Here is a 24,057-nt window from a genome sequence, read left to right as displayed (position 1 = left end):
CGCGCAGACCTGCCCCCGCGGGACTTTGCGGATTACACTTTCCTGCAAAATAGTCTTAAGATTCGCGTGGCTTGATGGCCGCGCGAATCCCGTGCTTCTGGAGAAATTGACCTGATGGCGTTGTCGTCCATGACCGGCTTTGCCCGAAGCCACGGCGCGAGCGGGCCGTATACGTTCGAATGGGAATTGAAGTCGGTCAACGCCAAGGGCTTTGACTTGCGGGTGCGGCTGCCGCAGGGATTCGACGAGCTCGAGGCTCATGCCAAGAAGCGGGCCGCCGAGTTGCTCTCGCGAGGCACCGTCTACGCCAATCTGACCGTCAAACGCGCCAATGCGGCCACCAGCGTCCGCGTCAACGAGGACGTGCTCAACGCCGTCCTCAAGGCCGCCGCCGTGATCGCCGGCAAGGTCGACGCGGTCGCGCCGAGCGTCGACGGGCTTTTGGCCATCAAGGGTGTCATTGAGGTTGCCGAGCCCGAGGGCGACGAGGAAGAAGACAAGGCCGCGCGCGCCGCCGCCGCGGACGCCTTCGACAAGGCGCTCGCCGAACTCGTCGAGATGCGCAAGCGCGAGGGGACCTCGCTCGGGCAGATCCTGATACAGCGCGTCGACGAGGTCGAGCAGCTGGCGAAGAAGGCGGAGGCCGCGCCCGGCCGCAAGCCCGAGGCGATCAAGTCGAGGCTCGCCGAGCAGATCGCGAGCCTCCTCGACACCTCCGACCGTTTCGATTCCGACCGCCTGATGCAGGAAGCGATCCTGATTGCGACCAGGGCCGACATCCGCGAGGAGCTCGACCGCATCGCCTCGCACATCGCGCAGGCGCGCGAGCTGATCGGCAAGGGCGGCCCGGTCGGACGCAAGCTCGACTTCCTGGCGCAGGAGTTTCACCGCGAGGTCAACACCTGTTGCTCGAAGTCGAACGACATCGAGCTGACCAATACGGGGCTCGCCATGAAGAACGTGGTCGAGCAGTTCCGCGAGCAGGTCCAGAATCTGGAGTGATCGATGACGATTGGCGGTCACGGAACTGATGGTGTCGAGCGGCGCGGATTGATGTTCGTGCTGTCCTCGCCGTCGGGCGCGGGCAAGACGACGCTGTCGCGCATGTTGATCGACCGTATGCCCGGCCTTCGAATGTCGGTGTCGGCGACCACGCGGGCGATGCGGCCGGGCGAGGTCGACGGCAGGGATTATTCGTTCGTCGACAAGGCCACCTTCGCCGCGATGGTGAAGGCTGACCAGCTGCTGGAATGGGCGACCGTGTTCGACAACAGTTACGGCACGCCGCGTGCGCCGGTTGAGGCTGCGCTGTCAGCCGGGCAGGACGTGCTGTTCGACATCGACTGGCAGGGCACGCAGCAGCTCCGAGAGAAGGCGCGCGCCGACGTCGTCAGTGTATTCATTCTGCCGCCCTCGGCCGCCGATCTCGAGAAGCGGCTGCATTCGCGCGCGCAGGATTCTGACGAGGTGATCCGCAAGCGCATGAGCCGCGCCAGCCACGAGATGAGCCACTGGGCGGAGTACGACTACATCGTCATCAACCATGACGTCGACGAGGCCTTCGCCGAGGTGCAGTCGATCCTGAAGGCCGAACGCCTCAAGCGCGAGCGGCAGACCGGCCTCGTGGGCTTCGTGCGAGGTCTGCAAGGTCAGCTTCAAGGTTAGGCTGCGTCAGCCGCGGCCCGTCCTTCGCGAGCCGTTCCAGCATCGTCGTGATCACGTCGATGTCGATGGCGTCCTCGACTCCCGCATCGTCATCGCGACCGGCCGGCTCTTCGTCATTGACGTCATTGGCCGCGAGCCGCGGCGCCGCCTCGATCTGGAATTCTCCGTTGAAGATATCGGCATCGAAGATATTGGCATCGTCGAGCTCTGCGGCATCTTGGTGCGCTTGCGGGACGCGCTTGTCGATCACGTCAATCTCGCGATCGATCGCGGCGAGCTGCGCGGTCTTGAGCTGGTCTGCCTGCGGACGCACGGCATCGAAATCCACCGGGCGCGGCTGCCGAGCGTGCGGCGCGCCGGCCGACGCTGCGTTGAGCCAGGGCGCACGGCCATCGTCGCGATCGTGCGGCTCAAAATTGTCCCAGTTGACGCGGCGCTGGTCGGCGGCCTGGACGCGGATGCGTCCACCGGCGAAGCGGTAGATGACGCTGGCGAGGATGCCGGCAAGCGTCAGCGCGCCGCCGATCACGAGCAGCAGCATCTGGAGCGAGCCGGTCTGCTTGTCGGCGGTGCTGTCGGCCGCGGCCAGAGCCATCGGAGCAGGGGACTTCGCCGGCTTCGTGGTCGTCGGCTGCGCAGCGGCCGCCACAGGTGCAGGCGATGGCTGCTCTGTGGGCGCGGCGGACGCCGTGGTGGCGTCGGGCCAGCGCCCGGCGACGGCGGGCTGCTGAGCGTTGACGTCAGCGGAGGGGCTCGCAACTTGCTGCGTCGGCGCCGGTCCCGCCTGTGCAGGCGTCTTCACAGTGACGATGCTCTGCGGCGTCAGATATTCGGCGCGCGCGTCCTGGACCGAGTGCTGCTGCGGCACGGCTGAATCCGCTGCAGGCGTATCCGGCGCAGCCTGGGCGGTTTGAGCGGCCTTGCCGCCTTCGGCACGCAGATACCAGCACTGCCGCTTGGTCGCGCGCTCGAGGCGATAATGCCAATGCTGGCCCTGCGGCGCGGCGCCCTTTGGCGAGCCAATGCAGTCGCTCGCGGCATTTGCCGCGCTCGGCGGCGTCGAGGCATTCTGCGACACGGCGGCAAGTGGCGCGCCGGCAATGATGCTGCCTACGAGGGCAGATAAGAATTTTGCGGTGCGGTTGCCCATCCTGGTCTCCCGATTACGCATGACGCAACTCGTTACCTTCCCTTTGTCGTCAAAGACTTGGGTGGCAATGAGCCGCAAATCCGGAGAGGATGTGGCCTGAATCGGGCCTGCGCGGCGTTCGTTCCGCCGCGGGATCAGACTTTTTCGCCGCTATTGCTTGCTTGAGGTCCAGGTTCCGCCGCAGCCGTCTGAGCGGCGGAATGATCCGGAGCCGCTGCGGGCAGCGAGGCGGCCGGAGCCGGTGAAGGTCACACCATCGCCTTGACCGAACGTGCTGACCGCGCCGGTTGCGCTGACGGTACCCGTGACGCCTTGGCCTATGACCTTGCCTGAGGAAACCACGACCGCGCCGGACGTGGTGCCGCCGCAGCCGACGCTGACGACCATCCAGGCGCCGTCGAAACTCCCGCCGCCACCACCCCCACCGCCGCGTCGCGAGGAGCTGCGCGGCTCCTCGGCCGGCTTGCTGCGACGCGCCGAGGGCGCCGGCTCGGCGGAACGGTCCGATCGCGAGCCGGACAGCGATTTCTCGTCATTGCCGATCGAGCCGCCGGCGCTGCCGGATTGTGCGACGGCGGACGGTGGAGCGATGGTGGCGGACAGGAAGAAGGCGAGGGCAATCGCGGGGATGACGGCATTGCGCATGCGTAAAAATCCAAAATGAAAATCGTATCAGCGGCCAGAGCCGTCGGCACAGACGGAACCGATAATGCGGCAAACTTTGCCAGCCTTGCCGCATTCGTCAAGCGCGGCGTCTTTCGCGCGCTGCACGCTGTCGCGCTGGACCAGCGACCAGGATTTGTCGGAGATCGCGAACGCGCCGCAGCGGTTGCCATAGAAAGACAGCTCGATCGGACATTTGGCGCCGGCGCAATTGCCGCGCGCATCCGCCACCGCCGCCCGCCGCGAGGCGTGGTTCCAGGATATGCCCCATTTACTGCCGTCGGGGCCGTAGACGATCGAGCCCCATGGCTTCAGGTCCTCCATCTTGCGCATCCGCAGCAGCAGGCCTTCGGTGGCTTCGCCCGTCGGCGCCATGGAAATCCGCTGCTGGAGCTTTGTGATCGCGCGGGTCATTCCGTCAGGGCTGTCAGGATCGAAATTGAGCTCGTAGAGCCGCTCGCTGAGTTCGCTCAGCAGGGCGGCATCGCGCAACGGGACGCGGTCCGGATCGGCGCGCAGCCGATCCGCCGGCAACGGATCAGGCTGCATCGCTGCGACCTGCGGCGGGGCGGTTTGCGTCGGGGGTACGAAATAGAAAGTGCCGTCGATCGGCGAGGACGACACCCAGGGCTGCTGCGCGCCGGAGGTGGCGCGCTTCACCGCGAGGCCGACCTGGTTGAAGGTCTGGAATACGTCGAGGCCCGCGGTCCGGACCGTCGCGGCCAATGCTTTTGTGTAGGGGCTGTGGCCGTCGCTGCCGTCCTGGGCGACGTTGCCGGGTTGCGTTGCGTAGGAGATCAGCGTGCCCTCCGGCGCGCGCATCTGCGCGAGACCGCCATCGGAGGCGCGCAGGCCGCGCGAGCCGAACGGGTTGTTGCGGCAGGCGTCCAGGATCACGAGGTTGAGGCGCGTGCCCGATCCCTGCATCTGGCGCAGCACGAGGTTGACGTCGGTCATCTGGAAGTCGACGTCGGCCTCGCGCGTCGGATTGGCGCCGACCGGCACGAGATAGTTAGCGCCCGAGACCTGCACGCCGTGGCCGGCATAATAGAACAGCGCGACGTCGGCGCCCTGCACCTGCCGGCCAAAGCTCTGCACCGCCAGGTCCATCGCGCCCTTGTCGAGATCGAGCTGGGCGCGGCCTCCGACCAGCGTGAAGCCGAGCAAGCCAAGCGTCTCCGCCATCAGGCTCGCGTCCTTGGATGGATTGTCGAGCGGCGTGATGTTCTTGTAGGCGGAGTTGCCGACCACGAGCGCGATGCGCTTCTCGGCCGATGCAGGTAGCGTGGCGACGACGAGCAGGGCTGCGACCAGCGTCGCCAGCCCCGGGACGCGACTGAAAATCCTCGCGCGCATCAAAATTCCCCAAAATAATGGCGTCAGTCTAGCAGTCCCACGCGCCGGCGAAAAGCGGTGCGGCATTTGTACAGGCCGTCACGCCCGGGCTTGTGCCGGGCATCCACGTCCTTCGTGCTGCGCGGCAAGGCGTGGATGGCCGGGACAAGCCCGGCCATGACGCGGATAGGCTGCGTTATGTATTCGCAGGCGAGGCGCATGCTTGCACGTTCCCGCGGCAGATTCTGCCCGAGCCTTGCCGCCGTTCATCGCCCAATGGAGGCCAAAGGGCGCAGGGAAGGCCGGGCGCCGGCGGCACCCGTTGGTCCGTGCGCTACAGGAATGCAGACGGGGTGGACCGATGGGGTGGCCGATCGCCCGGCCTTCCCTGCGTGGATGGTTTTAACGGTGTCCTTCGTGCTCTTCCCGGGAGCGATGCACTATTGCCTCCGGTCGCGGTGCAGGCCTTGTGCGGCGAGAGGGCTTGGGGCAGGACCGCGGCCTCCTCGTCATTGCGAGCGAAGCGAAGCAATCCAGAATCTTTCCGCGGCGGCATTCTGGATTGCTTCGCTGCGCTCGCAATGACTGCGTGGAGACAGCGTGCGCTATCCTTCCATCTCGTGTCCCGGACGCAGGTCGACCGGGCTTGCCTCGTTGGAGCGCCGGCGCGTCCCCCAACTTGCCCGTCGCGCTCAGGTCAGATAATCCGGCGTGAAATCCGCGAGCGCGCGGAGTTCGTCGGGTTGCAATAGCTCGATCTCGCTTCCCTCCCAGGCAATCAATCGGCGCCCTCTCAGCTCCTGGATGGTGCGGTTGACGTGGACGATCGACAATCCGCAGGCATCGGCGACATGCCGCTGCGTCATCGGCATCTGGAAGCGGCGGTTCTTGACGAGGCCCACGACCTCCAGCCTTGCGGCGAGCTCGCAGATCAGATGCGCTACCTTCGGCAGTGCCGCCTGTGCACCGAGGCGCGCGATCCATTGTCGCGAGATCGCCGCATCGATCAGCGTCTCGCGCCAGAACGCGCGGGTCAGGTGAATGGAGCCGTCGAGCAGCTGCTTGAGTTGGCTGTGTGCGACGTAGCCGACGATGGTGGGGCCAAGACCGACGAGGTCCGCATCCATCGGCGAGACCAGCAGCGTGTGCAGGCACGGCATGTCGCCGGGAACGTGGAAGGCGAGGATCTGGCTGCGATCGCCGACGATGCGAGCCTGGTAGAGAAAGCCGCTGACGACGAAAACGCAGCGAGAGGCATCTTCACCCTGGCGCAGCACGATCTCGCCGTCCGAAACCTGACGGAGCGTGGACGGCAGGCCAGCGATCTGGCGGCGTTCGTCTTCCGAGAGGCCTTCAATCGCCTGGAGATGAGCGATGAACTTCGGGTGCGGCATGGACAAGAGGAGGTGTTTCACTCGTCACGCGGCATCGCCGGGTCGAGCAGGCGTTGGGAGAGTTTTGCGATGGTCCAATCGGAGACGGGAACCGCCTGGAACTCGCGGATGGCGCGCGCAAGCTCCTGATCCGACATCGGCTGCGCCGGCTCCTTCAACCTGCCCTGCAGGAAGGCATGGCTGATACTGTCGAGGTGCTCGCCCGAATCCGGTGCGAACAGGTGGCGAATGCGCTTCAGGATCGTCGTAGAGCTCATGCGAATGGCGGGTGCAGTCCGCGATCGAGGGACGGTGGGCTGCGACCAAGTAATGTCGCAGACCGGTAGCAACCTGTGCTTCCGACCAGCGTTCTAGTCCGCTGGATATGGGACAGATGTATCATTTGATCGAAGCGGCAGGATTTTTGGCGGGATACGTGGAACGGGACACATGGAAAAAGCCCATGACGTGCTGATCCGGAACCTGGGCGAGCACACCGCGCTCGCACAGGAAGATGTCGCTGAAATTCGCGGGCTGACCTTTGTGCAGCGCGAGTTCGCGCCGAACGAGGATTTCATCCGTCAGGGTGACGAACCCGAGCATTCGGCGCTGGTCGTCTCCGGCATGATCGCGCGCTACCATCTGCTCGACAGCGGCCGGCGGCAATATCTCGCGTTCCATCTGTCCGGCGACTTGCCGGACTCCCAGGGCTTGTTCATCGACCAGATGGACCATGGCCTCTGCGCCCTCGGGCCCGCCTCGGTGGCCTTCATCCCGCATCGCGAATTGTTCATTGCCTTCCGGCGACGACCGACCTTCGCGCTCTCGGTCTGGCGCGAGACACTGCTCGATGCGGCTATTTTTCGCGAGGCCATCACCAACAACAGCGCCCGGCCGATGCACACGCGCATGGCACACCTGTTCTGCGAGCTGTTCTACCGCGCCCGCGCCGCGCAACTCGTTCGCGGCAATCGCTGCCGCCTGCCGATCAGCCTGGCGCAGCTCGGCGAGACGCTGGGCATGGCGATCGCGACGGTGAACCGGACGCTCGCCGACCTCAGGCGGAGCGGGACCATGGACTTGCGCGACAGCGAGCTGATCGTGCTGAAATGGCGCGAACTGCAGCGGCTCGGAGGCTTCAGTCCGACCTATCTGCATCTCAAGCGTCAGTCGCCGCCGCGCGCGTGAGGCCGCAATATGTCAGCCGCTGGCAGATGCCGCGCGCCGAGCACTTCGTCGAAATGCTTCTTCACCCAATCGTTGCAACGGCAGGCTCTGGCTTCGAGCGCCGGCGCGTCGAGGATCAGGATGGCGCCACGGCGTGTCGCGAGGATCCGCCTCGCCTTGAACATCTGGATGACGCGGCTGGCATAGCTGCGGGAGACGCCGAGCATGCCGGCAAGCTGCTCGTGGGTGAGAGGGATCTCGGGGCCGCCGACGTGCTCCTGCGCCGACATGATCCACTTGGCAGCGCGCTGCTCGATCGAATGCGCGGCATTGCAGGCCGCGGTCTGAAGCAGCTGAGCGAACTGGCAGTCGGCGTAGCGCGAGAACACCTGCTGGAGCGTGGCCGACCTCTGCTGGGCCTGCTCGAGCGCGCGCGGCGGCAGCCGCATCAGGGTGCCGCCCAGCTTCACGACGATGCGCGAATAGGCCAGCGAGGCGCTGCGGCCGGCGGCAATGCCCACCGCGCCCTCGCGTCCGACCAGCAGGCTTTCGACCTCGCGATCGTCCTCGACCGGCACGGCGAACGACACGAGTGTCGAGCGGCAGGGAAAATGCACCGCCGCGACCTCGTCGCCCGCGTGATGCAGGATGTGGCTCGCCTCGAGTTCAACCGGCTGGAGGTGCGGCGCGAGCAGTTCGAAATCCGGGCGGCTGAGCCGCTGGAGAAGATCGTTCTGGGGCCGACCGGTCACATGTCTTGCTCTGGCCGGGAATCGGCACCGGCCAGAACCCTACGTTTCCGCGACGGAGCCGACGGTTCCAAAGTGCACACAAGGCGTTTTCCAAGCGTTGAAAAATTGGCCTCCGGTCTGCGGAATTACGGAAATCGCTGGCGAGGCGCATGTTACGCGAGGCAAATGGCGCTGCCGAACCCGGCGGCCTTCAACTTCACGAACTCTGTGCAGGAGTGCACACAACAGGGGCGCGGATCGGCGTAGCGTCCCCGATGCGGGGCGCCGCAGCCCGTGCGCTCTGCCCGACGGACCGCCGGCCTATACCTCAAAAGCCGCCGGGCCGGCGGGCCCGAGGGCGGCGAGGATGTTCGTCACCCGAAGCGTGCTTCGCAATCATGCGCGGGCCGGCTTTTTTCCGCGTGGGCGCGATAGGCATCGATCGCCCTGTTGGCGAGCATCAGTTGCCGGCGTTCACCGGTCCTGAGCTGGGCCTCGATGGCGTCGAGCAGGACGTTCGCCGTCTCGTCCGGAGAGCCGAGCTCTCCGCTCTGCTCCAGGAAGCTCCAGGCGATGAAGAATGCGTTCTCGACGGTGCAGCGAATGGACATGGCTGCCAACGCGGCGCGGCCGTTGCCGTTCCGCGGGACAGACGAATGCCGTGTATTAACGAGCGTGCCCGCGCTATTTCAGCGAGCTGCTGATCGAGGTGAACTTTTTGTTCAGCGTCGCGCCGAGATTGTTGACGACGGCGATGATCGCGAGCGCGATGCCGGCGGCGATCAGGCCGTACTCGATCGCGGTGGCGCCGGACTCGTCGGCGAGGAAGCGGCGGATGGTCTGCATGGTCTTGCCAGAATTCCAATAAGAGAGCTGGCGAGGACCATAATCCGCAGGGAGCGGGTTCCCCAATTCGGAACCCCGCCTTGCGTCAATTTCGAGTTAATCGCCGTCCACGAAGCGGGCGGCGAGAAATGGATTCCGCCGCCCTGCGTTCGTCGATCTTCTACGGCGCTAGTTCTTGAGCACGATGCGGCCGACGACCTTGCCGGCGCGAAGCTCGTCGATCCAGGTCTGGACGTCGCCCATCGGCTCCTCGCGCATCGGCGTCGGCTTGATCTTGCCGGCGCGGGCGAGCGCCATCAGCTCGTGAGCCTCGGTGAGCGTGCCGACCATGAAGCCCTCGATGGTCATGCGCTTGTAGACCCATTGCACCATTGGCAACGTGAACTGGCCGCCCATCAGGCCGGAGACCACGATCTTGCCGCCGCGCGCGGCGACCGCGACCGCGAAAGCCATGGACTTCTCATTGCCCGCGAAATCGACGATCTCGTCGAAGCCGCCATCGGTTTCCTTGAGGATGCGCTTGATCACGTCGGGCTCGGCCGGATCGTAGGCCACCGCCGCGCCGTTCTTCAGCGCGGTCTCGCGCGCGGCACCGCTGAGATCGGCGACCGTGATCGGCTGCTTGAACATGGCCGCCGCGAAGGAAAGGCCCATCATGCCAACGCCGCCGAGGCCGATCAGCAGGAGGTTGCGCTGGCGCGGTCGGTCGACCAGGCGCTTGAGCGCGCCATAGGCGGTGACGCCGGAGCACATCAGGGTCGCGGCCTGGTTGACGGGCAGGGGATCGTAGTCGAGCAGATATTTCGCGTCGGGCACCAGCACGTGGGTGGCGAAGCCGCCGTCGATGGAGACGCCGAGAAAGCGCTGCCTGGCGCAGAGGTTCTCGTCGCCATTGGCGCAGTCGCGGCACTGGCCGCAACCGATCCACGGAAACACCGCCTTCTTGCTGCCGACGAGACCGGCGAACACGTCGGGGCCGACTTCATCGACTACGCCCGCGATCTCGTGGCCGAGCGTGAAGGGTAGCGTCATGCCGCGCGTGGTGTCGAGCTTCTTGCCGCCGCCAAGATCGGCGTAGCCGTCCTGGATGTGCAGATCGGAGTGGCAGAGGCCGCAGCGCTCGATGCGCACCAGCACCTCGCCTCCTTGCGGCTTCGGCGTGTCGACGATGGTCTCGCACAGCGGCGCATCGAACTTGACAAGGGACTGCCGACGCATCAACGCCATATTTCTTCCTCCGAAATTATCTCTCTGTTTCGCTGCGTATATTGGCCAATTCACGGGCCATGGCAACAAAGCCGGAAATCGGAACGGTCTCCGCGCGCCGCGTCGCGTCGACGCCCGCAGCTGCGGCGAGCCGCGCGGGATCGGCGCCGAGCGCCTTCAGGCTTTGCCGCAGCATCTTGCGGCGCTGGCCGAAGGCGGCGGCGGCGACCTGTTCGAGCAGCTTGCGATCGCAGGCGAGAGGCGTTTCGCGCGGGATCAGTCGCACGACGGAAGAGGTGACCTTCGGCGGCGGCACGAAGGCGGACGGCCCAATGTCGAACAGGATCTTGGTCTCGCAGCGCCAGTTGGCGAGCACGCCGAGCCGGCCATAGGCCTCGTCGTCCTCGCGCGCCACGATGCGCTCGCCGACCTCGCGCTGGAACATCAGGACCATCATGTCGTACCAGGGCGGCCAGGGCTCGGTGGTGAGCCAGCCGACGAGAAGGTGGGTCGCGATGTTGTAGGGCAGGTTGGCGACGATTTTTGCTCGTTCGCCCGACAGCAGCGGGCGCGGGTTGAAGGTCATGGCGTCGCCATGCACGATCTCGAGACGGCCGGGATAGCGCGCGGAAATATCCTGCAAGGCAGGGATCGCGCGCTCGTCATGCTCGATGGCGATGACGCGTCTGGCGCCGAGCGCGAGCAAGGCGCGCGTCAATCCGCCCGGGCCGGGGCCGATCTCGATGATGGTAGAGTCCTCGAGCGGAGCCGCCGCACGCGCGATGCGCGCGGTGAGATTGAGGTCGAGGAGGAAGTTCTGGCCGAGCGATTTGCGGGCCGACAAAGCGTGCTGGCGAATGACCTCGCGAAGCGGTGGGAGGTCGTCGATCGCGCTCATCGGGTTTTCGCAGCCGCCATCCGGCTCGCAAGCCTCAACGCGGCGATCAGGCTTGCCGGATTGGCCTTGCCGGTCCCGGCGATGTCGAAGGCGGTGCCGTGGTCGGGCGAGGTGCGGATGAAGGGCAGGCCGAGGGTGACGTTGACCGCGTCGTCGAACGCCACCGTCTTGATCGGGATCAGAGCTTGGTCGTGGTACATGCAGACGGCGCAGTCGTAGCTGTTTCGCGCGGCTTCGTGGAACATGGTGTCGGCGGGGAGCGGTCCCTTCGCTTCGATGCCGTCGCTGCGCAACGTCTTGATCGCCGGCGCGATCACGGTCTGCTCCTCGTGGCCGAGCGAGCCGTCCTCGCCCGCGTGCGGATTGAGGCCGGAGATCGCGATGCGCGGAATGGCGATGCCGAAGCGGGATTTGAGTTCGGTCGCGACGATGCGCACGGTCGAGACGATCAGCTCGCTGGTGAGCTGGGCCAGTGCGTCGCGCAAGGAGACGTGGATGGTCACGGGCACCACGGCAAGCCGCGGCGACCACAGCATCATCACCGGCTGCGGCACGCGGCCGTCTTCCGCGGCGAGCTCGGCGAGGAATTCGGTATGGCCGGGATGGCGGAAGCCGGCGCGATAGAGCACGCTCTTGGCGATCGGATTGGTGACGACGGCGCCGGCGCGACCGTCGCGGACATCAGTGACCGCCTGGCGGATCGAGGCGAGCGCGGCCGGCGCGCTCGATGCGTCGGGCTTGCCGGGCTCGGCACTCGCGGGCTCGCCGGTCGCGACCACGGGCAGGGCCTCAGGGAAAGCGGCCCCGGCCTCGCCGGCGCTCACCGAAGCGATCCTGACGTCGGCGCCGAGCGCTTTGGCGCGGCGCGCGATCAGCGCCTCGTCGCCGAGCAGATAGAAGGCGGGCAGGTCCAGTTCGCGGCGCTTGAGCCAGGCTGCGATGGTGATGTCGGGGCCGATGCCGGCAGGTTCTCCCAGCGTCAGCGCGAGAGGCTTGGCAGGCTGCTGGGCCATCAGCGGTTGCGATACTCGATCATCGCCGCCTTGCGGAGGTCCTCGAGATAGGCCTTCTGGGTCTTCTCGTACTTCTCCTGATACATCTTCTCGCGGACCTCGCGCTTCTTCGGCGTGTCGATCATGGTCGGCTTGCGCGAGCACAGCACCACCATCTCGATGCCCGCTTTGGTCGTCTCGGGGGCGGTGAGGTGGCCGATCGGCGTGTCGTCGAGGACCTTGCGTAGCGCCTCGGGCAATTCAGCGGTGGTCTTGGTGACGATGTCGCGGATGGTGGCGTTCGGAGTGGAGCGGAACAACGAATTGGCTTCTTCGCAGCTTCCGACGCGCGAGCGATATTGCTCGGCTTCCTTATGCCGCGTCTCCAGGAACGCCGGCGACGATCCGCGCGGCACGATCAGCACGATCGGCTGCATCTTGTATTCGGTGCCCTCGATCTGCAGCTTGTCGCCGGTCTGGGCCTGCACGGCCTGCGCGACGTCCTTCTCACCGACCAACAGCTTTTCCTTGAAGCGGCCGCGCACCAGGCTGCTCCAGACCATCTCGGCCTTCATGCGGCTCTTCAGGGTTTCGGGGCGGACGCCCTTGACCTCGAGCGACTTGGTGAGCTGGTCCGGCGAGATGCGCATGCGCTGCGCCATGCCATCGTAGGACTGGTTGATGTCGGAGACGCCGGGATCGACCCCGTATTTCTTGCCTTCCTTCATCTTCACCCGGTCGTCGATCAGCTCGTTGATGACCTCCTGACGGGCCGGTGTCTTCTGCGTCGTCAGCTGGTCGAGCTTGGAGCGCTGGTCAATGTCGAAGTCGGTGATGGGATCGCCGTTCACCATCACGACGATGTTCTGCGCGCGCGACGGCGTGCCGGCCAAGAGCAGGGCGGTGAGGAGGAGGAAGAGGCGGAAGACAGGCAATGGGATCGTCATATTTGTCGCTCGCATGTCAGCCGCGGTGAACCTGCGATCGGGAACACGCGGCCGGCACCTTCAAACCAATCACTGGAGACCGCTGCCGGAACTGCTGGTCGTCGCTGTGTTCGCCAGCGTGCGCAGGCCGATCTGGAACATGATCGCGTGGTTCAGCACGGGCGGCGTCGCGCCTGCGGAATAGCTATACGCTGTTACATAGTTCAAGCCGAGCACAAAACAATCGTCGACGTAGCCAGCACCGAGCACATACTGGTTGATCTTGTTGGCCTCCAGGTCCCAGCGCGCCGAGCCCGTGACCACCCAGTTGGCCGCGACCTTGATCGAGCCCGACGTCAGGATGCCCTCGCGGCGGGTCAGATAGCCGAGTTCCGGCTGCGCCGCGTAATTGCCGTACAGCATGCTGACGGACCAGCGGTTGAAGTTGGCGCGGCCTTCCGCCTCGAAGCGCTGGACGTTCCAGGTCTGCTCGTCCATGCGCGAGCGAACGCTGAACGTATAGGTGCTGTTGGGCGAATAGGCGGCGCTCGCCACATAGTCGGAGCGCGGCCTTTGCAGGCCGGAATCCACGCCGGTGTTGATGGAGTCCTGGACCGCGAAGGAGTTCATGCCGAACAGCTGGTAGGACTGGCCGAACAGCGTCTTGATGGCGCCGCCCCTGTCGAACTGCGTGGTGGACTGCACGCCGACATTGGCGCGGCCGCCGCCCTCGACACGGTCGTAGCCGGAGAACTTGTCGACGCTGAACAGGTTCGAGGCGTCGAACACCATGCTCTGCGCGTCCTCGTTCGGGAACTTGCCGGCATAGGTCTCGTTCGGCCGAATGATGATCTGCGCGATCGGCTCGATGGTGGTCGAGCCCCAGGGCTGAACGTTGATGAAGGGATAGCGGTATTCGAGGCCCACGGTGGGCATCAGGCGGAACGCCTGGGTGTCGCCGACAGGAAGATAGTTCGACACGCCCGGCTGGTTGGAGACCGAGGAGTTGATCGCATCGGCGCGGAGAATGGCGAACGGCGTCCAGATTTCACCGAACGGATCGGTGAAGGATTTGCGCCACTGCGCTTCGGCCGTCAGGCGGGTGTAGGTGCCCGGGAAGCCGCGCATCAGGCACTGCGACGGCGTGCGCGCGAGCGGATCGGCCGATGCCGTCGTGCACAGACTGTTGGTGTTGGCGAGCGTCGTGATCGGATCGAACACCGCGGTGTCACGCGACAGGTTCACGAAATTGGTCTTGTAGCTGAACTCACCGCCGAAGACCGGATAGTTCAGCACGTTCGAATAGTCGATCACGGGGTAGACGACCGGCACCTGGCTCTGGTTGCCCGAGTAGCTCAGCCAGTACATGGTGCGCGCGTCGAAGAAGCTGCGATTGCCGACGCCGGTCAGGTAAAGCTGCGAGAGCGCATCCGTCGGCAGATACAGGAACGAGCCGAGCGGATCGCGATATTGCGACAACCGATAGTCCGAGAAGAAATAATAGTCGGACATCAGGACGCCGTCCCAACCCCAGACCCATTTGTCGTTCAGCGCGAACTGACCCTTGGTGTCGACGGCGCCGCGGAATTGCTTGTCGCCGGGCTGGCCGGCGAGCGCGCTTCGATCGAGCTGGTCGATGCCGTAGACGCGGATCTGATAGGCGCCGTCCATCAGGCGCTGGCGGAATTCGGCCTGGAACAGCACACCCTGCTTGGACGTGATGCGCGGGCTGAAGGTCGCGTCCATGTCGGGCGCGATCGCCCAGTAGAACGGAACCTCGACGCCGTAGCCGAACGGCGTATTCGACGTGAAGCCCGGCATCAGGAAGCCGGTCTTGCGCTTCACGGTCGGGTCGGGCGTCGAGAAATAGGGCATATAGGCGATGGGCACGCCGAAGAATTCGAGCTGCGCCGTCTCGAAATACAGCATCTTCTCCTGCTGGTCGTGGATGATGCGCGCACCCTTGACCTGCCATAGCGGCGGCTTCTTCGGATCGTCCTTGCACGGCGCGCAGGCCGTGTAGACGCCGTTCTCGAACACCGTGTAGTTGCCGCTGGAGCGATCGGAGCGGCTCGCCGCCATGCGGGTCTGGTCGGCCGTATCGACGCGCAGCGAATCGACGAAACCGTCACGGTAGTCGTCGGACAGGTCCAAGATCTCCGCATAGGTGATCTTGCCGTCGGCATCCGTCATGCGGATGTTGCCTTCGGCGTGGAGCCGCTTGGTCTTCTGGTCGTAGATGACCTTGTCGGCCTCGACGCTGGTGCCGTTGTAGAACAGCTGGACGTTACCGACCGCGGAGACGCGCGAATTGTTGTAGTCGTAGTCGACCTCGGTCGCCTGAACCAGCATCTGGTTGTCGTTGACGGCCTTCGGCGGCTTCGCACGCGGCGGCAGCGGATTGTAGGTGAAGCTCTGGGCGGAGGCCGGCGCAACGGCGGCAACGTCCACCACGCCACCGAGCGATGCCACGGCGGCGACAGCAAGCAGGAACCTGCGAATGGACAAGCCACACCCGTTCGCGCGCACCAATGTGCGCCGCGTCAAACGAGACACGGGCCCGCGGTGGACGGCCGTCACTATCCGTCCTCCTGATACAGCAAGGCCAAAAAGCCGGTGAGGCCGCCCACCACCACGGGCAACCACGCCGCAGCGATCGGATGCATCAACTCAGCCTTGCTCAAATCTTCAGTCACTTTCGACAGAACGTAGAGCAGAAAGCCTGCGCCCACGCCACTCAAAACCATCTTCTGCACGCCGCCCATCCGGAAGAAGCGCAACGACACGGAAGCCGCGAGCATCACCATGGCCGCAAGCAAAAACGGCTGTGCCAGAAGCTTCTGATACTGGAGTCGGTATCCGGCTGTCGCGAAGCCCGAGCTCTCGGACGAGCGGATGTAGCTCGGTAGTTGCCAAAAGGACACAGTCTCGGGTGTGGAAAAGCTGTTGCGGACCTGCGCCTCGGTCAGCGTCGTCGGAATCTCCAGGCTGGCCTGATCGACCGGCGGCGAATCCAGCGAGAAGCGGCGGACGCCCTTGAACAGCCAACGGCCGGCCTCGAGCGTCGCCTCGCGCGCCTCGACCCGCTCCTTGAAGTGCTGCTCTGTGTCAAACCGGAACAGGGTGAGCCCTGTGAGCCGGACGCCCTGCTGCTCGCTGCGCGCCGCGTTGATGATGGTCTGGCCGTCATTGGTGACCTGATTGAGCCAGAAGCCGGAGGCGTCCTGAATGCCGCCGCCGGGCGCCGAGCCGAACAGCTCGGCTTCCATGCGCTTGGAGAGCTCGCGCAGATTGGCCGACATCGGATTGTAGGCGACGGTGGCGATCACGCCGATCAGCAGCGCGCTGCCGAGCGCCGGCGAGATGAATTGCCATGCGGAGACGCCGGCGGCGCGCGCGACCACGAGCTCGAGCCGGCGGGAGAGGGCGAGATAGCAGGTCATGGCACCGATCAGCATGCAGAACGGCGTCAGCTTCTCCAACAGCTGCGGCACGCGGAACAGCGAGGTCTCGGCCACCATGACTGCGGAGGCGGATGCGAGCCCCGAGGTCTTGCGCACCATCTCGATGTAATCGACCAGCACCAGCAACAGGAAAATGCTGGCGAACACGCCGAGCGCCGCGACCACGAAACGGCCGGCGAAATAGCGCCCGAGTGTGTTGGTGAGCATGCTCATGCGGTGGCCGGGCGTCGGAACAGCCGCGCGATGCGCGCGTTCGACCTGTTGATGGCCTCCATGAGGCGCGGTGGCGGCTCGACCACGAGGCCGCCAATGATGATCGCCAGACCGAGGCCGATGGCACCGATGACCATCGCATATTGGACCAGCACCGCGCCCGGCGATTTCACCGCCATCACCGAGCAGGCGAAGCCGGCCATGCGCAGGCCGAACACGGCGATGATCGAGGAGCCGATCGAGAAGTTGCGGCTCTGGCGCGTGGTGCGAGGCGCACCCAGGAACGCGAAGGTCAGCACGGCAAAGGCGAACGGATAGATCGGCGCCAGCAGGCTGTCATGCAGGGCCGAGCGGAACTGGCCGGGAATCTGCTTGTAGACAGGGTCGTCCTCGGACGGCGAGAGCAGCTCCCAGAGATAGCGCTCGCGGATGCCGAGCGTGACATCGCGGCCCTGGCCCGAGAACTTCGACATGTCGAAGCCGTAGCGGCCGAACGCCACCAGCGCGGGATCGCGCTTGCCGGCCTCGAAGCGCTGGAGATTGCCGGTCTCCAGCACCAGGAACGATCCGTTGTCGTTCTTCACGACTTCGCCGTGCTCGGCGACGATCGAGACCCGCTCGTTCGGATCGCGGCGGTCGTCGATGAAGATGCCGGCGAGGATGCCGCCGGGCTGGCGTTCGCGAATCCGGATCGTCAGGTTCTTGTCGAGCTGGGCGAAGCGGCCGGGCTGCAGGATGTTGGTGAGCACGTCGGCGGTGATCTCGGCGTCCCACTGCTTGATCCGCCGCATGCCGTCGGGAGCGAGATAGGCCGCGATGAAGGCGACCAGCAGCGCCACGACGCAGGTGGCGTAGAAGAACGGATAGAACAGCCGGAACGGCGAGAAGCCGGCGGCATTCATCACGATGATCTCGGAATCGGTCGCGAGCTTGTTCAGCGTATGCGAGATCGCAATCATCAGCGCAATCGGCGAGATGATCAGGACCAGCGCGGGCACGACGAGGCTGGTGATGCCGAGGAAGGTCAGGATGGTCTGACCCTGGCTCGTCATCAGGTCGATGCCGCGCAACGCCTGCGTAATCCAGATCACGCCCGTGAGGCTGACCAAGACCAGCGCAAACGACGCGAGCGTCGTGCGGAAGATATACCTATCGATTGACCCCATGCGCTACCGCACGAATCCCACCAAGTCCCCAATGCCGGCCGGAATTCCGGCTGTCCAACCAATCCCCGCAAGGGGATCCCCAAGGTCGGCCAACCATCTCATCCGCCGGCTTACTCTCTCAGTACCATCCCTTTGATCCGTCAACAAAATGGCTGCCCCGTGGCACCCTCAATATATGGTTAATATTTCCCTCGTTGTGGCCCCTCGGCCACGGGGGTGCTTGGCATCTGCCGGGCCGGTGGCCCATAGTGCGGCACGCGCAGTGAATCGCCGTTCAGCTCCGGCCCGTGGCCGGGACCGCCGATCGGTAAAAAGCGCAATGTTTTTGAGGAGTTACTCATGTCCGATGCCATCAAGGTCGGCTTCGTTCCATTGTCTGCCGCCGTCCGTGGCATCATGGTCGTGTTCTGCGATGACGGTCTGAAGCTCGGCCCGGCGACCGCCAAGGCGCTCGGCGGCGCCACCGAACTCGTGAAGCGGGCGGCCACCGCCGCCGCCTTCAAGGGCAAAAGCGGTGCTGCGCTCGACATCCTTGCACCCGAGGGCGTGAAGGCCACCCGCCTGATCGTGATCGGCGCCGGCAAGGCGGCCGGCCTGAAGGCGAACGACTTCCTCAAATTCGGCGGCGTGGCGGCGAGCAAGCTTCCGTCCGGGGCGGCGGCCATGACCGTCATGGCGGAACTGCCCAATGGCGCCATGACGAGCGAGCAGGCGGTCGCGATCGCCTCGGGGCTGCGGCTGCGCACCTACAAGTTCGACCGCTACAAGACTAAGAAGAAGGACGGCGAGGAGGGCGGCACGCGAGCCGACGTCTCGTTTGCGGTCGGCGATGTCGTCGCCGCGAAGAGGGCGTTTGCATCGGCCGCTGCGATCGTGGACGGCGTGGTCATTGCGCGCGACCTGGTCAACGAGCCGCCGAACGTGCTTTATCCCGAGGAGTTCGCGCGCCGGGCGGGCCTGCTCCGAAAACTCGGCGTCAGGATCGAGGTGCTCGACGTCAAGGCGATGGCCAAGCTCGGCATGGGCGCGCTGCTCGGCGTCGGCCAGGGCTCGGCGCGGCCGAGCCGCACCGTGATCATGCGTTGGGACGGCGGCAAGAAGGGTGAGGCGCCGGTTGCCTTCGTCGGCAAGGGCGTCTGCTTCGACACCGGCGGCATTTCGATCAAGCCGGCCGGCAGCATGGAGGACATGAAGGGCGACATGGGTGGCGCTGCCTGCGTCGTCGGCCTGATGCATGCGCTCGCGGCACGCAAGGCCAAGGTCAACGTCGTCGGCGCCATCGGCCTCGTCGAGAATATGCCGGACGGCAACGCGCAGCGCCCGGGCGACATCGTCACTTCGATGTCGGGGCAGACCATCGAGATCATCAACACTGACGCGGAAGGCCGCCTGGTGCTTGCCGACGTGCTCTGGTACGTCGCCAAGAAAACCAAACCGAAATTCATGGTGGATCTGGCGACGTTGACCGGCGCCATCGTGGTCGCGCTCGGCACCGAGCATGCCGGCATGTTCTCCAACAATGACGAGCTTGCCGAGCGGCTGCTGGCGGCCGGCATCGAGAGCGGCGAGAAGGTCTGGCGCCTGCCGCTTGGCCCCGAATACGACAAGCTGATCGATTCCCAGTTCGCCGACATGAAGAACACCGGCGGCCGCCATGGCGGCTCGATCACCGCGGCGCAGTTCCTGCAGCGTTTCGTGGACGGCACGCCCTGGGCGCATCTCGACATCGCCGGGACCGCCATGGGGGCGCCGAAGACCGACATCAACCACAGCTGGGGAAGCGGCTATGGCGTCCGCTTGCTCGACCGTCTGGTCGCCGACCATTACGAACGCAAATGACCAGAGATGACTGAAGTCCTGTTCTACCATCTGCAAAACATGACGGTGGAGAACGTGTTGCCGCCGCTTCTCGAGAAATCGCTGGAGCGCGGCTGGCGCGTCGTGGTGCAGTCGACCTCGCCGGAGCGCGCCGATACGCTCGACGCCCATTTGTGGACCTATCGCGACGATTCCTTCCTGCCGCACGCGACATGGCGGGTCAGCGACGCCGCCGATCAGCCGATCGTGCTGGCGGTCGAGGAGGACAATCCGAACGGTGCCAATGTCCGCTTCCTCGTCGACAGCGCCGCGCTGCCGCAGGACGCGCAGGGCTATGAGCGCATGGTGCTGCTGTTCGATGGCGACGATCCGGACGCGCTTGCGTTCGCCCGCAGCGCCTGGGCGGATTGCAAGGCGCGGGGATTTGATGTCACCTATTGGCAGGCTGACGAGCGGGGCCGATGGCAGAAGCGGAATTAGCCGTCGCTCGCAATTAATGATAATTTGCACTTTTCGGGTGATGATGGCTTTTGTCACCTTCGTGCCGCAAAGTGATGTTGCTACAATTGCTTAGGGCCGATCCTTCACTCGGGGAATTTAGTTCATCGTGCGACATCAAAAGCTTCCCAGCTCGCTCATAATTGCGTTGGCGGCCGTAGCCCCGCTGGTCGCGGGCTGTTCGGGCGGGACCGATCTGTTGTCCAGGGATGCCCAGTGGTTCAACACGCCCAGCCGTCTGTTCATCAAAAGCATCTCGATTGAGTCGCCGCCGCTGACCCCCGACAAGCCGGTTGGGGCCGAGGATCTGGTCAGCGCCGACGGGGCTTGCGCCGGCATGGCGCCGCCGCCCGGGCCGGCCGATGCGAATGCGTCGACGACCGCGCCGGCTCCGATGGGCGGCACCGTCGCGCTCGGCCACACCGAATGCGACGTGGTGCGCGGCATCGGCGCGCCCTCGAGCGTCAACCTCTCCGGTGATGCCGCCGGCAGGCGCGTTGCCGTCGTGACGTGGACGACCGGGCCGCGCGCCGGCATCTACACCTTCACGGCCGGCCGCCTGTCCTCGATCGAGGGCACGCCGGAGGCACCGGTCATGCCGAAGGCGACCAAGCCAAAGCCGAAGAAGAAGTCGGCGTAACACGGGTCGGCCTTTTGCCCTGAAGCTGGTTGCGGCTGTCGATGCGATCAGCCGCGCACGCTCGTCCCCATCGTCAAGCGGCTTTGCATCCCTATTGCGACGGCAGAGGCGTGAATCGTGATCTCTCCCGTTCGCGCTCGCCGGCGATCTTGTTCGCGAGTTTCGACATCGCGGATGCCGACCTTCGCCCAAAGTGCCATCATTGCCTCGAGCTGCGTTCTTCCGCGCGCGTTGAAAATCACGGGGGCGTTACGCGTGATCCGTGATCAGGCGGTTCGTGATGAGCGAGCCTTCGCATCCGCCGTCGGAAACTGCCCCGAAGGAAAACTGGAGGAAATCTCCAGAATAATCACGCGCGTCTCAAGCAACGGTTCAAGAATGTCTTGTGCGCGAATGCTACGCGTCGAAGGGAGGGGCTAGGTCGGAAGGATCATTTGGATGTCCATTACCTCTGTGTTTTCCCCGGTTACGGGGCAGCTCACCATTTTCGGCGACAGCGCGAATAACGGCCTCGTGATAAGTCGCGACAAGTCCGGCCGCATCCTGGTCAATAACGGGCACGTGAAAACGGTTGGTGGCGAACCCACGGTCGACAACACCACCGCGATCGACATCTTCGGTCAGGGCGGTGACGACACGATCACCGTCGACGAATGCCACGGACCGATGCCGGCGGTGCACGTCTTCGGCGGCGACGGCAATGACAAGATCACGGGCGGCTCGGGAGCCGATCTTCTGTTTGGTCAGGCCGGCAACGATTTGATCAAGGGCGGCGGCGGCAACGATCTGCTGTTCGGCGGAGCGGGTAACGACGTGCTGGACGGCGGCAGCGGCGACAACCAGCTGTTCGGCGAGGCCGGCGACGACGTCATGATCTGGAATCCCGGCGGCGGCACCAACCTGTTCGAGGGTGGTGAGGGCAACGATACGGCTCAGGTCAACGGAAGCAACGGCGCCGAGACGTTCACGATCACGGCGAACGGCACCCGCGTGCGGCTCGACGGGGCGGGCGCGGCGCCGTTCTCGCTCGATATCGGCACGACGGAAAATCTCGTCCTGCACGGTGGCGGCGGCGACGATGCCATCACCGCGGGCAACGGGCTCGGCAGCCTGATCTCGCTGACGCTCGATGGCGGCGCTGGCAACGACAGGATCATCGGCGGTGACGGCAACGACCTCATCATCGGCGGCAGCGGCGACGATATCGTCAATGGCGGACGCGGCAACGACGTCGCCCAGCTCGGGAGTGGCGACGACACTTTCATCTGGAATCCCGGTGACGGCAGCGACACGGTCGAGGGCGGCTCGGGCAGCGACAAGCTGCTTTTCAATGGCGCCAACATCAACGAGACCATCAACATCTCGGCCAATGGCGGCCGGGTGCGCTTCACCCGCGACGTCGCCAACATCACGATGGATCTCAACAGCGTCGAGCAGATCGAATTCGATGCGCGCGGCGGCGCCGATAATATCACCGTCGGCGATCTCACCGGGACCGGCGTCAAGCAGGTGCTGGTTGATCTCGGAGCCGTCCCGGGAGGGACGCAAGGCGACGGCGCAGCTGATACGGTGACCGTCAACGGCAGCAACGGCAATCAGCACATCGAGGTCACAGCCACGGGCACAACGGTCACGGTCACGGGGCTGCCAGAGGTCGTGACAATCGCAAACGCAGAGGCCGGCAACGACCGGCTGGTCGTGCAGGCGCTCGGCGGTAACGACGTGATCGATGCATCCACGCTCGGCTCGGCGATCGGGCTGACCATCGACGGCGGGGCGGGCAACGACACCATCACCGGCAGCCAGGGCGCGGACACCCTGATCGGCGGCGACGGCAACGACAAGGTCATCGGCGGCCGCGGCAATGACGTCGCGCTTCTCGGCGCAGGCGACGACATCTTCACGTGGAATCCCGGTGACGGCAGCGACACTGTCGAAGGCGGCACGGGAACCGATACGCTGTTGTTCAACGGCGCCAATGTGGCCGAGACCATGTCGATCTCGGCGAACGGAAGCCGTGCGCTACTCACCCGTGACGTCGGTGCTATCGTCATGGACCTCGCTGGCGTCGAGCACGTGCAGATCGCGGCAGCAGGCGGCGCCGACAACATCACCGTCAACGATCTGACCGGGACAGGAATCACGCAAGTTGCCATCGACCTCAGTGCCGGCCCCGGCAGCCAGAGCGGCGATGGAGCGGCGGACCGCGTGACCGCGAACGGCACGACCGGTGACGACAACATATCGGTTGTGACCTCCGGCGGATCGATCGTGGTCAACGGCCTCGCTGCGCAGGTGACGATTGCACACGCGGACGCCGGTGATGTGCTCGGCATCAACGGCGGACAAGGCAATGACGTCATCAATGCGTCTTCCATCAAGGCGGGACAGTCGTTCAGCCTCAACATCAACGGCGGTGACGGCAACGACACCATCACCGGCAGTGCCGGCAATGACATTGTGAACGGCGGACGCGGCAACGATTTCGCCAATCTCGGTGCGGGCGACGACACCTTCGTCTGGAATCCCGGCGACGGCAGCGATACCGTCGAAGGCGGCAAGGGCACCGACACGCTGGCATTCAACGGCGCCAATATCAGCGAGAACATCAACATTTCGGCCAATGGCGGCCGCGTGCTGTTCACGCGAGATGTCGCCGCCATTGCGATGGACCTGAACGGGGTCGAGCATGTCGACTTCAATGCTCTCGGCGGTGCCGACAACATTACCGTCGGCGACCTCTCCGGCACCGGCGTCAGCCAGGTCGACCTCGATCTCGGCGCCAATGACGGCGCCGCGGATACCGTGACCATCAACGCAACCGGCGGCAACGACGTCATCACGGTGACCGAGCACGACGGCATCATCACGGTGTCGGGGCTTGGCCAGGACATCAACATCACCGATGCCGGCACCGGCGACAGGATCGTCATCAACGGCCTCGATGGCGACGATGTCATCACGGCTTCCGGCTTGCACGGCGGCATCCAGCTCGTTGCCAATGGCGGCAACGGCGACGACGTGCTGATCGGCAGCCCCGGCAACGACACGCTGGCGGGTGGTGCCGGTGATGACGTGCTGATCGGCGGGGGCGGCCTCGACATCCTGGACGGCGGCACCGGCAACAACGTCGTCATCCAGGGCGGAGCGTTCGCGGCCGCGATGCTGCTCAACCAGGCCATGGCGGCGAGCTTCGTCCCGGCAGGTGAGGGCAATGGCGAGATGCCGCTGCCCGATCCGCACGCGGCGCAGAGCCAGGTGCTCGCACCGCCCCAGCACGCCTGAAGCTGGCGGCTGCGGCCTGGA

22 protein-coding genes are annotated in these 24,057 nt (G+C 65.3%); 7 read left to right on the top strand and 15 right to left on the bottom strand.

Translation table 11 applies throughout. The features are described 5' to 3' along the window. Positions 1 to 114: 114 nt before the first annotated feature. Together IVB40_RS20500 and gmk are read left to right on the top strand one after the other, a co-directional pair. A complete protein-coding gene (locus IVB40_RS20500; RefSeq protein WP_027569668.1) occupies positions 115 to 1,002 on the top strand; it encodes a YicC/YloC family endoribonuclease in 888 nt (295 codons plus the stop codon). A gap of 3 nt (positions 1,003 to 1,005) precedes the next feature. Then, positions 1,006 to 1,665, top strand: a complete 660-nt coding sequence (gene gmk, locus IVB40_RS20495) for a guanylate kinase (protein ID WP_027569669.1) — start codon at positions 1,006 to 1,008, stop codon at positions 1,663 to 1,665. On the opposite strand, the gene IVB40_RS20490 is transcribed toward gmk, so the two are convergent. The 5 genes from IVB40_RS20490 to IVB40_RS20470 all read right to left on the bottom strand — a co-directional run bounded on the left by IVB40_RS20490 (position 1,598) and on the right by IVB40_RS20470 (position 6,464). After that, positions 1,598 to 2,815 (bottom strand): hypothetical protein, encoded by a 1,218-nt coding sequence (locus IVB40_RS20490; protein ID WP_247286409.1) that lies wholly within the window; start codon positions 2,813 to 2,815, stop codon positions 1,598 to 1,600. The two genes, gmk and IVB40_RS20490, sit on opposite strands and share 68 nt — an antisense overlap. Before the next feature lie 150 nt (positions 2,816 to 2,965). Beyond that, complete coding sequence (locus IVB40_RS20485; RefSeq protein WP_247286407.1) at positions 2,966 to 3,460, bottom strand: hypothetical protein; 495 nt, start codon at positions 3,458 to 3,460, stop codon at positions 2,966 to 2,968. Positions 3,461 to 3,487: 27 nt separating this feature from the next. Further along, a complete protein-coding gene (locus IVB40_RS20480) occupies positions 3,488 to 4,834 on the bottom strand; it encodes a caspase family protein (RefSeq protein WP_027569672.1) in 1,347 nt (448 codons plus the stop codon). Positions 4,835 to 5,505: 671 nt separating this feature from the next. Further along, complete coding sequence (locus tag IVB40_RS20475; RefSeq protein ID WP_027569673.1) at positions 5,506 to 6,207, bottom strand: Crp/Fnr family transcriptional regulator; 702 nt, start codon at positions 6,205 to 6,207, stop codon at positions 5,506 to 5,508. A 17-nt stretch (positions 6,208 to 6,224) separates the two neighbouring features. Beyond that, positions 6,225 to 6,464, bottom strand: a complete 240-nt coding sequence (locus tag IVB40_RS20470) for a hypothetical protein (RefSeq protein WP_027569674.1) — start codon at positions 6,462 to 6,464, stop codon at positions 6,225 to 6,227. A gap of 172 nt (positions 6,465 to 6,636) precedes the next feature. Between IVB40_RS20470 and IVB40_RS20465 the strand changes: the two genes are divergently transcribed. After that, the gene (locus IVB40_RS20465; protein WP_027569675.1) at positions 6,637 to 7,374 is read left to right on the top strand and encodes a Crp/Fnr family transcriptional regulator; all 738 of its coding nucleotides are present in this window, start codon (positions 6,637 to 6,639) and stop codon (positions 7,372 to 7,374) included. Here the strand turns inward: IVB40_RS20465 and IVB40_RS20460 are convergent. From IVB40_RS20460 to lptF, 10 genes are all read right to left on the bottom strand, one after another. Further along, complete coding sequence (locus IVB40_RS20460) at positions 7,353 to 8,105, bottom strand: Crp/Fnr family transcriptional regulator (protein ID WP_051462927.1); 753 nt, start codon at positions 8,103 to 8,105, stop codon at positions 7,353 to 7,355. The genes IVB40_RS20465 and IVB40_RS20460 overlap by 22 nt on opposite strands. Before the next feature lie 353 nt (positions 8,106 to 8,458). Next, a complete protein-coding gene (locus IVB40_RS20455) occupies positions 8,459 to 8,695 on the bottom strand; it encodes a hypothetical protein (RefSeq protein WP_007609339.1) in 237 nt (78 codons plus the stop codon). A 73-nt stretch (positions 8,696 to 8,768) separates the two neighbouring features. Next, positions 8,769 to 8,930, bottom strand: a complete 162-nt coding sequence (locus IVB40_RS20450) for a Flp family type IVb pilin (protein WP_007609340.1) — start codon at positions 8,928 to 8,930, stop codon at positions 8,769 to 8,771. 168 nt (positions 8,931 to 9,098) lie between these two features. Beyond that, positions 9,099 to 10,157: an alcohol dehydrogenase gene (locus IVB40_RS20445; RefSeq protein ID WP_027569676.1), complete on the bottom strand. Its 1,059-nt coding sequence runs from the start codon at positions 10,155 to 10,157 to the stop codon at positions 9,099 to 9,101. A 16-nt stretch (positions 10,158 to 10,173) separates the two neighbouring features. After that, positions 10,174 to 11,034, bottom strand: a complete 861-nt coding sequence (gene rsmA, locus IVB40_RS20440) for a 16S rRNA (adenine(1518)-N(6)/adenine(1519)-N(6))-dimethyltransferase RsmA (protein ID WP_027569677.1) — start codon at positions 11,032 to 11,034, stop codon at positions 10,174 to 10,176. Next, positions 11,031 to 12,047, bottom strand: a complete 1,017-nt coding sequence (gene pdxA, locus IVB40_RS20435; RefSeq protein ID WP_247816124.1) for a 4-hydroxythreonine-4-phosphate dehydrogenase PdxA — start codon at positions 12,045 to 12,047, stop codon at positions 11,031 to 11,033. The genes rsmA and pdxA overlap by 4 nt, the downstream gene beginning before the upstream one ends. Further along, positions 12,047 to 12,973, bottom strand: coding sequence for a SurA N-terminal domain-containing protein (locus IVB40_RS20430; protein WP_027569679.1), 927 nt, complete (start codon positions 12,971 to 12,973; stop codon positions 12,047 to 12,049). Before IVB40_RS20430 ends, pdxA begins: the two co-directional genes overlap by 1 nt. Positions 12,974 to 13,042: 69 nt before the next feature. Next, positions 13,043 to 15,532 (bottom strand): LPS-assembly protein LptD, encoded by a 2,490-nt coding sequence (locus IVB40_RS20425; protein WP_247816123.1) that lies wholly within the window; start codon positions 15,530 to 15,532, stop codon positions 13,043 to 13,045. Then, positions 15,532 to 16,629, bottom strand: coding sequence for an LPS export ABC transporter permease LptG (lptG, locus tag IVB40_RS20420; RefSeq protein ID WP_027569681.1), 1,098 nt, complete (start codon positions 16,627 to 16,629; stop codon positions 15,532 to 15,534). The genes IVB40_RS20425 and lptG overlap by 1 nt, the downstream gene beginning before the upstream one ends. Continuing rightward, entirely contained in the window at positions 16,626 to 17,795 is a 1,170-nt protein-coding gene (lptF, locus tag IVB40_RS20415; RefSeq protein WP_247461685.1) for an LPS export ABC transporter permease LptF, read from the bottom strand. The genes lptG and lptF overlap by 4 nt, the downstream gene beginning before the upstream one ends. 339 nt (positions 17,796 to 18,134) lie before the next feature. Here lptF and IVB40_RS20410 point away from each other — a divergent pair, with 339 nt between their 5' ends. The 4 genes from IVB40_RS20410 (at position 18,135) to IVB40_RS20395 (ending at position 24,036) form a co-directional block, all read left to right on the top strand. After that, on the top strand, positions 18,135 to 19,634 hold the full coding sequence (locus IVB40_RS20410; protein ID WP_247816122.1) for a leucyl aminopeptidase: 1,500 nt from the start codon (positions 18,135 to 18,137) through the stop codon (positions 19,632 to 19,634). Between the two features lie 6 nt (positions 19,635 to 19,640). Next, positions 19,641 to 20,093, top strand: a complete 453-nt coding sequence (locus IVB40_RS20405; protein ID WP_247816121.1) for a DNA polymerase III subunit chi — start codon at positions 19,641 to 19,643, stop codon at positions 20,091 to 20,093. 166 nt (positions 20,094 to 20,259) lie between these two features. Further along, entirely contained in the window at positions 20,260 to 20,751 is a 492-nt protein-coding gene (locus IVB40_RS20400; RefSeq protein WP_018459090.1) for a hypothetical protein, read from the top strand. Positions 20,752 to 21,189: 438 nt separating this feature from the next. Further along, positions 21,190 to 24,036, top strand: coding sequence for a calcium-binding protein (locus IVB40_RS20395; RefSeq protein ID WP_247816120.1), 2,847 nt, complete (start codon positions 21,190 to 21,192; stop codon positions 24,034 to 24,036). Positions 24,037 to 24,057: the final 21 nt, after the last annotated feature.

Origin of the sequence: Bradyrhizobium sp. 40 (genome assembly GCF_023100925.1) — a bacterium.
GTDB lineage: Bacteria > Pseudomonadota > Alphaproteobacteria > Rhizobiales > Xanthobacteraceae > Bradyrhizobium.
This window is presented reverse-complemented; position numbering and strand designations above follow the sequence as displayed.

Coding starts and splice junctions, on each gene's coding strand:
- rsmA (WP_027569677.1), bottom strand. CDS start 11,034: ATGAGCGCGATCGACGACCTCCCACCGCTTCGCGAGGTCATTCGCCAG.
- pdxA (WP_247816124.1), bottom strand. CDS start 12,047: ATGGCCCAGCAGCCTGCCAAGCCTCTCGCGCTGACGCTGGGAGAACCT.
- IVB40_RS20430 (WP_027569679.1), bottom strand. CDS start 12,973: ATGACGATCCCATTGCCTGTCTTCCGCCTCTTCCTCCTCCTCACCGCC.
- IVB40_RS20450 (WP_007609340.1), bottom strand. CDS start 8,930: ATGCAGACCATCCGCCGCTTCCTCGCCGACGAGTCCGGCGCCACCGCG.
- IVB40_RS20465 (WP_027569675.1), top strand. CDS start 6,637: ATGGAAAAAGCCCATGACGTGCTGATCCGGAACCTGGGCGAGCACACC.
- IVB40_RS20500 (WP_027569668.1), top strand. CDS start 115: ATGGCGTTGTCGTCCATGACCGGCTTTGCCCGAAGCCACGGCGCGAGC.
- IVB40_RS20480 (WP_027569672.1), bottom strand. CDS start 4,834: ATGCGCGCGAGGATTTTCAGTCGCGTCCCGGGGCTGGCGACGCTGGTC.
- lptF (WP_247461685.1), bottom strand. CDS start 17,795: ATGGGGTCAATCGATAGGTATATCTTCCGCACGACGCTCGCGTCGTTT.
- IVB40_RS20455 (WP_007609339.1), bottom strand. CDS start 8,695: ATGTCCATTCGCTGCACCGTCGAGAACGCATTCTTCATCGCCTGGAGC.
- IVB40_RS20475 (WP_027569673.1), bottom strand. CDS start 6,207: ATGCCGCACCCGAAGTTCATCGCTCATCTCCAGGCGATTGAAGGCCTC.
- IVB40_RS20470 (WP_027569674.1), bottom strand. CDS start 6,464: ATGAGCTCTACGACGATCCTGAAGCGCATTCGCCACCTGTTCGCACCG.
- IVB40_RS20405 (WP_247816121.1), top strand. CDS start 19,641: ATGACTGAAGTCCTGTTCTACCATCTGCAAAACATGACGGTGGAGAAC.
- IVB40_RS20410 (WP_247816122.1), top strand. CDS start 18,135: ATGTCCGATGCCATCAAGGTCGGCTTCGTTCCATTGTCTGCCGCCGTC.
- IVB40_RS20445 (WP_027569676.1), bottom strand. CDS start 10,157: ATGGCGTTGATGCGTCGGCAGTCCCTTGTCAAGTTCGATGCGCCGCTG.
- IVB40_RS20490 (WP_247286409.1), bottom strand. CDS start 2,815: ATGGGCAACCGCACCGCAAAATTCTTATCTGCCCTCGTAGGCAGCATC.
- IVB40_RS20395 (WP_247816120.1), top strand. CDS start 21,190: ATGTCCATTACCTCTGTGTTTTCCCCGGTTACGGGGCAGCTCACCATT.
- gmk (WP_027569669.1), top strand. CDS start 1,006: ATGACGATTGGCGGTCACGGAACTGATGGTGTCGAGCGGCGCGGATTG.
- lptG (WP_027569681.1), bottom strand. CDS start 16,629: ATGAGCATGCTCACCAACACACTCGGGCGCTATTTCGCCGGCCGTTTC.
- IVB40_RS20485 (WP_247286407.1), bottom strand. CDS start 3,460: ATGCGCAATGCCGTCATCCCCGCGATTGCCCTCGCCTTCTTCCTGTCC.